The 14,401-nt window shown below is 52.7% G+C and carries 7 protein-coding genes; all 7 read left to right on the plus strand.

Features of this window, described 5'->3' with window-relative positions; all coding sequences use genetic code 11:
- Window positions 1–2: 2 nt before the first annotated feature.
- The 7 genes from FVW59_RS02270 to brxL are packed head-to-tail and all read left to right on the plus strand — an operon-like array spanning window position 3 to window position 14,400.
- On the plus strand, window positions 3–1,406 hold the full coding sequence (locus tag FVW59_RS02270) for a DNA-processing protein DprA (protein ID WP_148062599.1): 1,404 nt from the start codon (window positions 3–5) through the stop codon (window positions 1,404–1,406).
- A 13-nt stretch (window positions 1,407–1,419) separates the two neighbouring features.
- On the plus strand, window positions 1,420–4,974 hold the full coding sequence (gene pglX / locus FVW59_RS02275) for a BREX-1 system adenine-specific DNA-methyltransferase PglX (RefSeq protein ID WP_148062600.1): 3,555 nt from the start codon (window positions 1,420–1,422) through the stop codon (window positions 4,972–4,974).
- Between the two features lie 58 nt (window positions 4,975–5,032).
- Window positions 5,033–8,056 (plus strand): RNA-directed DNA polymerase, encoded by a 3,024-nt coding sequence (locus FVW59_RS02280; protein ID WP_148062601.1) that lies wholly within the window; start codon window positions 5,033–5,035, stop codon window positions 8,054–8,056.
- Window positions 8,057–8,115: 59 nt separating this feature from the next.
- Complete coding sequence (pglZ, locus tag FVW59_RS02285; protein ID WP_148062602.1) at window positions 8,116–10,635, plus strand: BREX-1 system phosphatase PglZ type A; 2,520 nt, start codon at window positions 8,116–8,118, stop codon at window positions 10,633–10,635.
- 19 nt (window positions 10,636–10,654) lie between these two features.
- Window positions 10,655–11,815, plus strand: a complete 1,161-nt coding sequence (locus tag FVW59_RS02290; protein WP_148062603.1) for an ankyrin repeat domain-containing protein — start codon at window positions 10,655–10,657, stop codon at window positions 11,813–11,815.
- On the plus strand, window positions 11,815–12,321 hold the full coding sequence (locus tag FVW59_RS02295; RefSeq protein WP_148062604.1) for a hypothetical protein: 507 nt from the start codon (window positions 11,815–11,817) through the stop codon (window positions 12,319–12,321). Before FVW59_RS02290 ends, FVW59_RS02295 begins: the two co-directional genes overlap by 1 nt.
- 24 nt (window positions 12,322–12,345) lie before the next feature.
- Complete coding sequence (gene brxL / locus FVW59_RS02300) at window positions 12,346–14,400, plus strand: BREX system Lon protease-like protein BrxL (protein WP_148062605.1); 2,055 nt, start codon at window positions 12,346–12,348, stop codon at window positions 14,398–14,400.
- Window position 14,401: the final 1 nt, after the last annotated feature.

Consider the following 14,401-nt stretch of genomic DNA (forward strand, 5'->3'; position numbering starts at 1 on the left):
AGATGCTTACCGCTCACACACAGGCTGTTCTGCTGCTAACAGCGTATTTCTCCAAAGCCTCGTCTACGGGCGTGAAACCACTGTCCAACAAGGAGTGGGGTCGCTTTGCGCTATGGCTGAACAGCAAGAAGCTGAAACCGGAAGATCTGCTTAGCGGTAGCCTGGTTCAAAGTCTGGATGGTTGGTCAGATGACAAGATCACACTGGAGCGTATTGAGGCGCTGCTGAACCGTGGTTCGGCGCTAGCGCTCGCCGTAGAAAAATGGAGCAGAGCCGGTCTCTGGATAGTCACAAGGGCTGATGCCGACTACCCCAGAAAGCTGAAAACCCGTCTGGGTAATATGGCTCCGCCTCTGTTTTTCGGTTGTGGGAATCGTAAGCTGCTCAACCAGGGTGGAATAGCGGCAGTTGGTTCGCGCAAGACATCCGAGGCCGAGTTGCTCTACAGCAAACAGTTGGGGTCCAAGGCCGCTGGAGAAGGCTTGTCCATTGTATCTGGAGGAGCCAAGGGGGTGGATGAGGCGGCCATGCTGGGCGCCCTTGATGCTGAAGGGACAGCCGTTGGTATTCTTGCCAATGAACTGCTTCGAGCGTCTACCTCTGGGAAATACCGTAAGCACCTGCTGGCTAACAATCTTGTTTTGATTTCACCCTTTCATCCGGAGGCGGGCTTCAACGCTGGCAACGCCATGCAGCGGAACAAGTACATTTACTGCCTTTCCGATGCCGCCATTGCCGTGCACTCCGGAACCAAAGGAGGTACCTGGGAGGGCGTGCTGGAGAATATCCGACAACAGTGGGTGCCGGTGTGGGTTAAACAGACAGACGACCCAGGCGCAGGCAACGCTGCATTGGTTGAAAAAGGAGCCAAGCTACTGTCTGCCGATATTGAAGCAGTCGATTTTAAAGCCCTCGCCGGCGATGCTTCCCTTGTCTCCAATGGCGTCGGCAGTGACATGTTCAGTCAGTCGCACGTAATGGAACCGACACCGGAGGTGGGGAAAGCAGAAGAAAACCTGCCTGCACCAGCACTGGGGGTGGAGTCGGTTACAGGCCAGTCAAAAACAGGACCGTCGCTGGACTCCCAGAGTGTTGAACAGGAGAGAGGGAATATTACAGATGATACAGATGCATCCGGCCTTGATAGAAGTACAGGGGACAGGGTTGATTCTGTGGCGACTGCGGATGTATCGCAAATATCGCTTTACGAGCATTTTCTGTTGATTCTGGCGAGTGAGGCCACCCAGTCTCCAAAAACTGTGGATGAGTTACTGGAGCTGACCCAATTGTACAAAACCCAGCTCAATGCCTGGCTTAAGCAGGCAGAAGAGCAAAGCAAAATAGAGAAGCTGAAAAGGCCCGTCCGCTACCAGTGGATCACGACCACACAAGAAGAATTGCTGTAGGAACCGTCCAGCTATGGAAACAGCCAAGCTCAAAAAATTTGCCCAGTTCGCTCGCCGCACGCTGATCGATCAGGTCTCTGCCAAGCTGGAACTGGTGCTAGTTGAAAGCAGTGCAGCACGGCGTGAACATCCCCAGGCCATCGCTAAACTTGAGAAAGCAATACAGGACTCCGGTAGAGAGCAGGTCATCGAGCGAGTGGCCTATATCTGGTTCAATCGTTTCTGTGCTCTGCGCTTTATGGATGTAAACCGCTATACACGCATCGGCGTGGTGTCGCCCGCCGAGGGCCAGTCCCAGCCCGAGATGCTGGCCGAGGCCAAGATGGGGCATATCGACGAAGAGATGGCCCATGACACGGTTCGGCAACAGATATTCGCCCTGCTAGACGGCAAGGCCCCTAGCCGTGACCCGCAGGGCGAGGCCTACCGCCTGCTGGTGGTGGCCGCCTGTAACTTCTTTCACCGCGCCATGCCGTTCCTGTTCCAGCGGATCGATGACTACACCGAACTGCTGATGCCAGACGACCTGCTCTCGGGCAACTCCATCCTCGCCTATACCCGCGAGGCGATGACGCCGGATGCCTGCGAGGACGTCGAGGTGATCGGCTGGCTCTACCAGTTCTACATCTCCGAGAAGAAGGACGAGGTGTTTGACGGCCTGAAGAAGAACAAGAAGATCACGCCCGAGAACATTCCTGCCGCCACCCAACTCTTTACCCCGCACTGGATCGTCCGCTATCTGGTGGAAAACTCCCTCGGCCGCCTGTGGCTGCTCAATCGTCCCGGCTCGAAGCTGGTCGAGAAGATGGACTACTACATCAAGCCCGAACAAGCCGAGACGGACTTCCTACATATCAGCAAGCCGGAAGAGATCAAGATTTGCGATCCGGCCTGCGGCTCCGGTCACATGCTCACCTATGCCTTTGACCTGCTCTACGCCATCTACGAGGAGGAAGGCGTTGATCCCGCCGAGATTCCGGAGAAGATCCTCACGAACAACCTCTACGGCATCGAGATCGACGAACGCGCTGGGGAGCTCGCCGCCTTTGCCCTGACCATGAAGGCTCGCGCCAAACAGCGGCGGTTTTTCAACAAGGGCATTAAGCCGAACATCTGCGTGCTGGAGAATGTCCACTTTGACGGCAATGAGTTGAAGGACTACATGGACTTTGTCGGGCGCGACCTGCTCACCGCACCGCTGCAAACCACCCTGCGCCAGTTCGAAGAGGCCGACAATTTCGGCTCCCTGATCCGCCCCGACGTCACCGATGTGGACGGTATGCTCAGGATTCTGGAGACAAAGAATGTCTCCGGGCAGCTGTTTATCAGCATGACCCACCAAAAGGTTTTACAAGCCCTACAGCAGGCCGATTACCTGAGTCCCAAATACCATGTGGTGATTGCTAATCCTCCTTATATGGGCGGCAAAGGAATGAATGGGAGGTTGAGCGCTTGGGCAAAGAATAATTGCCCGAACAGCAAATCTGATCTTTTTGCGATGTTCATAGAACGCAACATGGAGCTTGCTCTGCGGCATGGCGCTATTGCAATGATCACTATGCAAAACTGGATGTTCTTGGCTTCATTTGAGTCTCTTAGAAAGCAAGTTCTAGGACAAAGCACTTTACTTTCGATGGCTCATCTTGGTGCCCGGGCATTCGATAGTATAGGGGGTGAAGTTGTCTCAACAGCGGCCTTTGTATTAGAGAATACAAGCAACCCGGCTCATCGGGGTGTTTTCTTGCGTTTGATTGATGGGGCCTCCGAATGCGAGAAGAGACATTTGTTACTCAAGGCTATCAAGAATCCCCATTGTGGTTGGTTCTACCGCGCTTCGATCTCTGATTTTAAGAAGATTCCGGGTGAGCCAATTGCGTATTGGTTGGGCAGTAAGACCCTTAGCATGTTTGAATCTCACCCTCCACTTGGCGAAGTAACGAACGCTAGGGTTGGTCTCCTAACCTCAGATAACGATAGATTCCTACGCTATTTTTGGGAGGTGAGCACTTGCAGATATTGTCTCGATGCACGCACAGACGAGGAAGCTGCAGAATCCAGAAAGCGCTGGTTCCCTCATAATAAAGGTGGAGGATTTAGAAAGTGGGCTGGAAATTACGAGCTCCTTGTAGACTGGGAAAGCCGAGGAGCGCGGATCAAAGAAACGGTCATTAGAAAATATCCATATCTAAAAGGAAATCCAAATTTTGTTGTCCATGACGAAGGCTATTATTTCAGGCCCTTCGTTTCATGGTCCGAAATTGGGACAGGGCCACTGTCCTTTAGAATGTTTCCCAATGGATTTACTTCAAACATCAAAGGAATGTGTTCGTATGAGGTGCCCGGAGCAAAACTTCATCAGATTTTGATGCTCTGCAACGGGAAATTCGTTACACACATCGCTAATGCCCTTAATCCATCAGTAGGGTTTGGAATTAAGAATTTCAACTCGATACCTGCAGCTTTGCCGTCATTTCAGAACGCGGATAAATATGCGCACGTACTGGTGGATCTCGCAACGTCTGACTGGGACTCCTTTGAAACCTCCTGGGACTTCACCGGCCTGCCGCTGCTGAATGCCGACTACCGCCAGCCATCCCTAAAGGCCGCCTTCCAAAAGCTCCGCGCCCACTGGCGGGAGATGACGCTGGAAATGCAACGATTGGAAGAAGAGAGCAATCGCATCTTCATCGACGCCTACGGTCTGCAGGATGAACTGACGCCCGAGGTTCCGCTCAACCAAATCACCCTGACCTGCAACCCGCACTACCGCTACGGAAGCGACAAAAGCGAGGACGAGCTCGAGGCGCTGCTGCTGGCCGACACCATGCGCGAGCTTGTCTCCTACGCTGTGGGCTGCATGTTTGGCCGCTACGCACTGGACAAACCAGGGCTGATCCTCGCTAACCAGGGCGAGACCATCGAGGACTACCTGAAGCGGGTTCCGGAGCCCAGCCTGCCGGCCGATGACGACAACGTCATCCCCATGCTCGACGGAGATTGGTTCACCGACGACATCGCGGAGCGCTTCCGCAAGTTCCTACGTGTAGCTTTTGGCGATGAGCACTACGAGGAAAATCTCCAGTTCGTCGAAAAGGCTCTGAACACCAAGGGCAAGCGCAACTACGGCATCCGCGACTATTTCCTCGGCGAGTTCTACACCGACCATGTGAAGCGCTACAAGAAGCGCCCCATCTACTGGCTGTTCTCCAGCCCGAAGGGAAGCTTCAACGCGCTGATCTACATGCACCGCTATCGTCCGGATACGGTCAGCGTGGTGCTCAACGACTACCTGCGCGAGTTCCGCACCAAGCTCACCTCCCACAAGAACCATTTGGAAGCAGTCAGCATCAGCGCCAGTAGTAGTCAGGGCGAGAGGACCAAGGCCCTGAAGGAGATCGAGAAGATCACCAGTATGATCGCCGAGATGGAAGAGTACGAGCGCGAGGTGCTTTACCCGCTGGCCACCGAGCAGGTGGAGATCGACCTCGACGATGGCGTAAAGGTTAACTACCCGAAATTGGGAGCTGCGCTGAAAACTATCCCGGGTCTGAAGAGGAAGGATGACTGACGACATCCGGCCTGGAAGCGGATGACGGCGGCACGTTACGGAATAAGTAAGGGACGTTATGGATACTGTGGCTGGACGATTCAATCTCAAAGATCTTGGTATGGCATATCGGAAAGCCAAAGTGGATCTGTTTTATACCACGCATCCCTCGTTGTCCGAGCTGGTCGTCTATGAGGAGAACCTCGAGGAAAATCTGTCTTCTCTGCTCGATCGAATCAATGGCGAGAGTGAAGATTGGATCGACGATGAACAGTTTCTAGGCGGTTGGATTCCGGCTCCCGCGAAGCTGGATTGGCAAGCGGAAGCTAGCCGTGCAGGTGACGCTGTATTTTCTTCCCCTCACCAACAGTGGGGGAATTATCTGAAGCAAAAGTCAGTTTCACCGGGCGCAGTCGCTACATTCCGGGTCATGGCCCGGAACTCAGTCGATTTTCATGTCCTTTCGGCGCTTTGGATTATTCATGTTGGGGAAAAGTTTGATGTGCAGCTGTCCGACGTCGCCTACGGTAACCGGGTACGCCGGCAAACGGATAAAACATACAACAAGCTGTCTCTAGGGTCGTTCCAGCCTTACCTGAAGCCTTACCGCGACTGGCGTGATAATGGGCTCAAAGCTATGCGATCCGCTTTGGAGAGCAAAAAGCGCATTGTAGCGGTAAGTGCTGACATTGCGTCCTTCTACCACTGTCTGAATCCGACTTTCATGCTGGGCGAACAATTCATCAAGTTGGCCGGTGTTAAATTAACTCCTCTGGAAACCCGGCTGCATCGGTTATTCATAGAATCCCTAACGAAATGGACAGAGCACACCCCCCTGGACACAGGACTCCCAGTCGGCCTCCCCGCATCTGCGATTGTGGCAAACATTGCACTGATTGCGCTGGACCAGATCATGGAAAAGGAGGTTGTGCCGCTATACTACGGTCGCTACGTGGATGACATCTTGTTGGTCATTGAAAACCATAAGGGTTTTGCTACCACGGCGGAAGTCTGGAAGTGGTTGATAGACAGGTCAAACAACCAACTGAAGTCCGAAGAACCTGATCTGGGTGGGGCTGTCCGATTTGCTCCGCACTATCTCAATGGTAGTTCGATCACTTTTTCTGGTGAGAAGACACGACTGTTTATCGTGGAAGGGCGAACTGGCTTGAGCATGCTTCAATCCATCGAGCGCCAGATTGGGGAGCGGGCGAGTGAGTGGCGGAGTCTGCCGAATTTGCCCGATTCAGCCGAGAAGGTGACGACAGAAATTGTAGAAGCGTTAACCCAGGATGGAGAGCGGGCCAATAGTCTGCAGAACACTGACTCGGTAACGACAAGAAAGGCCGCATTCGCTATTAAACTCAGAGATTTTGAGGCGTACGAGCGTGATTTGCCTGCGAATGTATGGGCAGAGCAGAGGCACGCCCTATTTGATGCATTTCTTGACCAGGTCATGGTTCCTCATCGCTTTTTTGACATGGCCGGCTACTATCCCCGCATTATTCGACTGGCTACTGCATGCGCTGATTTCGAGCACCTCGATAAGCTGATTCGTGCGCTAAATAAGCTAGTGGAAGACGTGAGTCAATATTGTGGCATTGGCCTGAAGGCGACCAGTCCACCGATGAATATGAAGCGGGAGGTACTGGACAAGTGGGCTGATTACCTGGAATCAATGCTTCAAGAGTGCATTTTTTCAGCATTCCCAGCGCAGCTCTCCAGGCAGCAGCTGCGAGTTTGGAATCAACACTTTGCAAAAAAGAATGTTAACTCGGGAGATCGTCGGTTGTTGTCATCAATCGCGAGGCTTTCGATTAGTAAGATTCGCATGGAAAATGAAAGATACTTTGTCCATGACCTGGCCTACAAGCCCTTCCGATACCTTGGTCTTCCCGCGGAGCTTATAAAGCACATAAAGACAGTAGCCAAAAAGGCTGTTACCTACGTCTCTAAACCTTTGACGCTCGTTGACGAAAGTATACATGAAGGGTTGGAGGTGCTCGCACAGTGGTCAGGTTGGGCAGGGAATTCGGGGATTCCTTACGGACTGGTGTTTGCGACCAGGCCGTTTACGCTTATCGAGTTGTATCTCATTGCCGACGCACCGTTTTCAAAGGCCAATCAGCAGGTATTAAGTAGTGCCATACTCGCGCAGCGTGGATTTTCCGTAACGGATAAGTTGGCAGTAGTGAACAATAAAGGTGTATTGGAAATAGAGGATGGCGGAGACAAGGAAAAAGTCAGAATCGCGCTCGCAAACTTTCTGACTGAGGAGGGCAGCTGGATAGCTTCGATAACACGGCGTCCGGATCCCGACACAGGTCGATACCAGCGACTCATGACATTGGTTGAAAACGTCATTGAGGAGCATAAGTCCATCGATTACCTGTTGATGCCTGAGGTGTCTCTCCCTCCTGTCTGGTTTATGCGTCTTGCCCATAAACTGTCCAGCCGGAGAATATCGCTGATAGCAGGGATAGAGTATATCCATGCCCGGAGGAAAACCGTCCGCAACCAGGTCTGGTCCGCTTTGACTCACAATGGCTTTGGGTTCCCTTCTCATCTGGTTTATATGCAGGATAAACAGACGCCGGCGTTTCATGAAGAAACCGAGCTCAAGCGTATAGGCGGCGTGACCATGCGACCAGCTGTCCCTTGGCCAGGGGGCAATCCGCCCATTATCCAGCATGGCGGATTTTTCTTTTCCATTCTGGTTTGTAGTGAGCTGACGAATATCAGCTATCGATCAGCTATCCGCGGGAAGGTAGATGCGCTATTTGTGCCGGAATGGAATCCAGACACAGACTCCTTTAATGCCCTTGTGGAGTCGGCTGCGCTGGATGTACATGCCTACATTCTGCAGTGTAACCACCGCCAGTACGGTGACAGCCGTATACGGGCACCCTATAAGAAATCGTGGATGAGGGACCTTGTGCGTATTAAAGGGGGTATTCTCGACTACTTTGTCGTTGGGGAGATCGACATTAAGCAACTTAGACGATTTCAATCGCCACACAGGTCGCCAAGTGGCCCGTTTAAGCCTGTTCCTGATGGCTTTATTTCTTGTATGAGCTATGAGCGTAAAACCTTGCCTCTGTGAAATTGTAAGAGCCGACATCCCCAGACATCGGAGCACGTGACAATTGAGATCTCCAGGTAATGAGTGAAGAAAATAGAATTTCCCGGGCGTTAAGTAACCTCTTTGCCCGTCACCGTATCGTTTTTTGGTATGACGCCAAGCGGGAATTGCGGGATGAGTTCGAGAGACTGGCATTGCCTGACGTTGCGAAGCTGGAGCTTGCGAATAACGAATACGGCATTAAATACAAGCTTCTGCGTGAAGAGCCTGAGAAGAAGTTCTTGCTCTACCGCGAAGGGCCTCAGCCTGCGGATCTGGATAACTGGTTGCTGGACGTACAGCTGGCCCAGGGCGAGTTCCGCACCGATCAGGTAGCCATCTGGTTATCGGAACTGGAGCTCGGCCTGGAGTTCACCGATGTCGTGCAAGGCCATACGGAATTCTTTCAGGCGAACAAACGCAAGGATGCCCTCAAGAAACTGCTGAGGGCGGATGACACCGCCGGACAGATTCGCCTGAAAATGCTGGCAGTATGCACCGGAAGTGAGCCGCGCATGGATGCGGTAGTGGAAAGTCTACTGCAGGACCTAGCAGATGATCGAGATGAGAAAATCAGGCTGGCCGGGCGGTGCAGTCTGGACGGTTTCCTCTGGGAGCAGATGACCCGCTGCTATGGCTACAGGTCCACCGAGCCTGGCATCCGTGATTTCGCCGTTGAGCTCTTCAAGTCCTGCTATGCAATGACCGTAGGCGGAGCGGGTGGCGACAGTCAGGTGAATTTGACCGGTGACGCCCTGGTATTTCTCAAGCGTTGGAAGGACAGTCGTCAGTTCGAAAGTAGTTTCGAGACCCTCTCGGCGGAATGTGCCGAGGTGCTCGGAATAGAGCAGGATCTGGCCAAGCGGGATTTCCGTGAGTTGATCGAACTCGATTATTTCCTCCTGATCGACCAGAAGATCATCAGCGACCTGGTGCGAGCGGTGGCGGCCCGTACGGCCTCTAGCGGTGATGTGGCAATCTGGGTCCGCCAGCGGCGGCAAGGCCACTGGTATCGCGAATTCCAGCATTTGTACGAGGCGCTCGATTACGCCGCCCAGTTCACGCTCGTCCTGGGAGAAGCCAAGCTCAGCATGGACAGCCTAGCTGAAGGTATTCAGCGCTATAGCCGCTTTTGGTATAAGCTCGATCAGCTCTACCGCAAGTTCACCTACCATGTGCGCATGTCGGGCCAGGCGTCTTTGATGGGCAGCCTGACCGACCAGATCGAAAATCTCTACACCAACAACTTCCTGCTGAAACTGGGCGATTGCTTCCAGACTTTCGTGGATTCGGCATCAGAATGGGAAGCCTTCCCCGTACGAAAGCAAAGTGAATTCTTCGAGCACTGGGTAAGGCCTTTCCTGCGCAAAGACAACAAGGTATGCGTAATCATTTCCGATGCCATGCGCTATGAGATTGGTGAAGAGTTGTTAGGCCTGATCCGCCAGGAGGATCGTTACAGCGCGGAACTGGAGCCGGTGCTTTCGATGTTGCCGAGTTATACCCAGATTGGCATGGCGGCACTGTTACCCGGCGTGGAGTTGGTGATTGCTGACAATGAAACCGGCACTGTGCTGGTAGATGGGCAAAGCTCCCAGGGTACCGCTAACCGTACGAAGATCCTGCAGTCCGCACTTCAGGGAAGGGGGGCAGCAGTTACCGCGGAAACCTTCATGCAACTTGATCGCGACGGGAGTCGCGACTTGTTGAAAAGCAACGATGTTATCTATATCTACCATAATCGCATCGATCATACCGGTGACAAGATGCACTCGGAAGGACAGGCCTTCGAAGCCGCGGAGAGCACCCTGGACGATATAGTCAGATTGGTAAAGAAACTCACAGCAGCGAACGCAAGCAATATTCTGGTCACTGCTGATCATGGATTTATTTATCAGGACCGCACACTGGAAGAGAGCGATTTTGCTGATGTAGAGGCCAGGGGTGACGTTGTTTTCTACCGGGATCGTCGATTCGTACTGGGTAAGGAACTCGTAGAGACATCCAGCCTGCGCAAATTCACCTCCGATCAGCTTGGCCTTGGAGGGGAGGTGGAGGTGCAGATCCCCAAGTCAATCAATCGCTTGCGCCTGAAGGGCTCTGGTAGTCGTTTTGTACATGGAGGGGCGACATTACAGGAAGTCGTTGTGCCGGTCCTCAAGATCAACAAGAAGCGCCAGAGCGATGTTGCCGCCGTCGAAGTAGACATCCTGCGTGGATCCAGTTCGGTGATAACTTCCGGGCAGTTGGCGGTGACCCTGTACCAGGCTGCCCCGGTGACGGACAAAATCCAGGCTCGCGTGCTGAGGGCTGGTATTTACACCACAGCCGGCGAACTGATCTCAGACAGCCATGACCTTAGCTTCGACTTGAGTTCAGACAATCCCCGGGAGCGGGAGCTGCAGATCCGGTTCGTGCTGACCCGAAAAGCCGATGAGGCTAACGGTCAAGAGGTCATCCTTCGGTTGGACGAAAAGCATGCCGGAACCTCTCATTATAAGGAGTACAAGTCGCTGCGCTATGTGATGCGGCGTTCATTCACCAGTGACTTTGATTTCTGAAGGAATAGGGAGACATCTGGTGAAAGCATTGAACGCCGCGGTTCAAACTGGAGATCTCTCAGCAGTCACCACGATATTGAGTGGTGAGGCAGAGACCTGTGTTGATCCCGCCGAGCTTAGCGGTCCCCTGTTTAGATTGGCCTTGGAATCCGGTTTTAAGGCCATCGCTTGTACTTTGATGATGGATGGATATTTCGACCCAAACGCAGAGACCGGCGAATCTTTGCGTCAGGCAATCAAGTTAGGCTATCTGGATATTGCCGCTGAGCTCATTGAGAAGGGAGCAAATCCCAACCTTCGTAGCGAGGAGGGCAGCAGCGCGCTATTTGTCGCCCTGGAGAGCGAGTGCTTCGACCTGGCTCACCGGATGATTTGTAGCGGAGCTGAGGTAAATATTCGCAATGCGCGCGGCTGGACACCTTTGATATGGGCATCGGTCAAGGGTTATCAGAAAATAGTCGCTTTCCTCATTGATCATGGGGCTGATATTCACATCTGCAATAATGATGGCTGGAATGCCATGGTCGGTGCTTACTTCAAAAGTCGTACCGAGATTGTGAACCTGCTGATTGAGAAGGGGGCGCGCTTTGGTGAGAAGTATAGAGAAGCGGCGCTGGTATCGGCCTACGAGCGGGGTCACTACGATGTTGTGCAGACGTTGGTGGAAGAGGGTGTCAGCGTCAATATCATTGCTACTGACGGCGATCCGCTGCTGCTGTCTGTCATTCGACGGGGTGATCTCGCAATCGTTAATCTTTTGCTGGAGCATGGCGGGGATGCAAATGCCCGGTCTGCCAAGGGAAGCCCCGCCCTGTCGGTAGCACTGAGCAGCAAGCACTATAGTATCGCTGAGCTTTTGCTGGCGAAGGGGGCGGAAGTCAATATCAGCGACGAGAATGGGTTAACACCGTTCATACAAGCCGCCAGTTTTGGGCACTCTGAGCTCTGTAAGTCTCTTCTCGATAAGGGAGCGGCGATCAACCACCATGTAAAAAATCATTACACGGCCCTCTTGGGTGCTGCAGGTAACGGGCATTTAGAAGCCGTACAAGTGCTGGTTGCTGCCGGTGCGGATTTGAACCTGAAAAATTCAAAGGGTATTAGTCCTCGCCGGTTAGCACGGATGTTCGACTACAGCGAGATCGAAGACCTGTTAGCAACACACGGAGCAATTGACTAGTGATTGCTGAGGCGGAGGTCTTTGACGCCGTGCGTCGGGGCTACGAGGAGTTTGAAACTGCATCGCCTGTAGAAATTATTGATTACTTTTCCGCAATAGATGATGTGTCTGTAATGGGGCATGTCAATCATATAAAGGGTATTTTATTCGAGCAGGAGTATCTGGATGATTTGGCAATGCAGGGGGTCGAGGCTGAAATATTTGAACCGACCAACCACCCAGTCTCAGATATAGCCATATTTGAGGATGGCGAAGTGATCGGGGAGTTGCAGCTCAAGGCAACAGAGAGTGCCAGTTATGTAGCTGCCGCCATCGAGGAAAATCCGGACGTTGGCTTTGTGGTGACCTCAGAGGTAAGTGCTAGCATGAACAATGATGCGGTGATTGATTCAGGGATAGAGGAAGCTGCACTCGAGGAAGCCGTGGGGAATACGCTTTTTGAAGAATCGCTTAATCCAGTTAACCCAATATCGGTTATTGGCTGGCTCCTGGGTCTGCCTTTCTGAGCTCAATTTCGTAGAGGACACGTTGTGACTCCGTTAGATACAAAGATTAATGAGAATTTTCCAGGGCTGGTAGTTCGGAAGGATCTCGTCAAAACGGTGAAGGGCAATGCCATTGTCCCCTCCTACGTGCTCGAGTACCTCTTGGGTCAGTACTGCGCGACCAGTGATGAGTCGACCATCCAGACTGGCATCGAGACGGTTAAAGAGATCCTTGCCAAACATTACGTTCACCGCAACGAAGCTGCGCTGGTTCGTTCCAACATCAAGGAAAAGGGCCGGTACAAGGTTATCGACAAAATCGCTGTCGATCTGAATGACAAGATCGATGCTTACGAGGCCAGCTTTGAGAATCTTGGCATCAAAAAGGTGCTGGTTGATTCAGGTACGGTCAAGAAGCACCCGAAGCTTCTTGTGGGTGGCGTCTGGTGTATTTGTGACCTGGAGTATTCCTTTAGCGAGGAGGCTGACTCAATTCCCTGGATACTGTCTTCGCTAAAGCCCATCCAGCTCTCTCATTTCGACTACGACAGCTACGTCGAGGCTAGAAGGCAGTTCACCACCGAGGAATGGATAGATGTACTGCTCCAAAGCATCGGCCTGAATCCTGAAATTTTCGGCCGCCGTAGCAAATTGATCCAGCTCGTTCGTTTAATTCCCTTCTGCGAGAGGAACTATAACCTGATCGAGCTCGGTCCGAAGGGCACGGGCAAATCCCATATATTCTCTGAGTTCTCTCCCCATGCGACGCTCGTTTCGGGGGGGGAGGCCACTTTGGCCAAGCTGTTCATCAATAACACCACGGGAAAGATTGGCCTTGTGGGGTATTGGGATGTAGTAGCCATGGACGAATTTGCCGGCAGTAATAAAAAGCCGGACATAAAACTGATCGACACACTCAAGAACTACATGGCCAATAAATCCTTTAACCGCGGGACCGGCCCCCAGGGTGCTGAAGCCTCGATGGTCTATATCGGCAATACATCCCACAACGTGCCCTATATGCTCAAGCACGATGGCTTGTTCATGGATCTGCCCGAAACCTATCGAAATACCGATGGCCAGGCGATACTCGATCGTCTCCACTGGTTTGTGCCTGGCTGGGAGATGGAGAACCTCCGCAGCGAGATGTTCTCCGAGGGGTTCGGCTTCGTTGTCGACTACCTCGCCGAGGTACTTCGGTCCCTGCGGAACCAGGATTTTTCTGACCGTTACGGCGAACTGTTTGCGCTTTCCAGTGATATATCAACTCGCGACCGTGATGGCATCAACAAGACCTTTAGCGGGCTGATGAAAATTCTATTCCCGCACGGTGAAGCTACTCCCGAAGAGATCGAAGAGGTCCTGCGGTTCTCCATTGAGGGCAGGAAGCGTGTAAAGGACCAACTGATGCGGATCGATCAGACCTATGGGAAAGTCCGCTTTGCTTACCAGGCAGAAGACGGTGAAATGCGGGATGTCACTACCCTCGAAGAAGAGGAGTATCCGAGCTACTACCACCGAACACTCGCTGAAGGTGGGGTAGATGACACAAGTGAAGCGGTGAAATCAGGCCAAACCCCCGATCAGTCCGAGCCGACCCCGAAAACAGCCGTACTAGGGGAAAAGCATCTTACCTTCCAAGAGAACCAGAAAGGCCCGTCCTTCGATACGTTGTTCGGCCGCTATCTTGCTGGGGCGAGCACGATCACCGTCACCGATCCGTACATCCGTCTGTTCTATCAAGTGCGCAACTTCATGGAATTGCTGGAAACAATTGTCAAGCACAAAGCCCCGGATGAGGAGGTATCCGTTCACCTGGTGACGACTGAAGACGACTTCAAGGGCGAGCAGCAGCGGGATAACTTTGAGAGGATCAAGGTGTCCGCAGGCCCGGTGGGAGTGAATTTCACCTGGGAGTTTGACGATACCGGAACGATTCATGCTCGCCACATCATGACTGACCACGGCTGGAAAATCGCCCTGGATCGCGGCCTCGACATTTTTCAGCGATATGAGATGAATGATGCCTTTACCTTTGCCAACCGGCTGCAGCAATGCCGGCCTTGTAAGGCATTTGAGGTGACGTACATCAAAATATGAC

The organism is Parahaliea aestuarii (assembly GCF_008064635.1).
GTDB lineage: Bacteria > Pseudomonadota > Gammaproteobacteria > Pseudomonadales > Halieaceae > Parahaliea > Parahaliea aestuarii.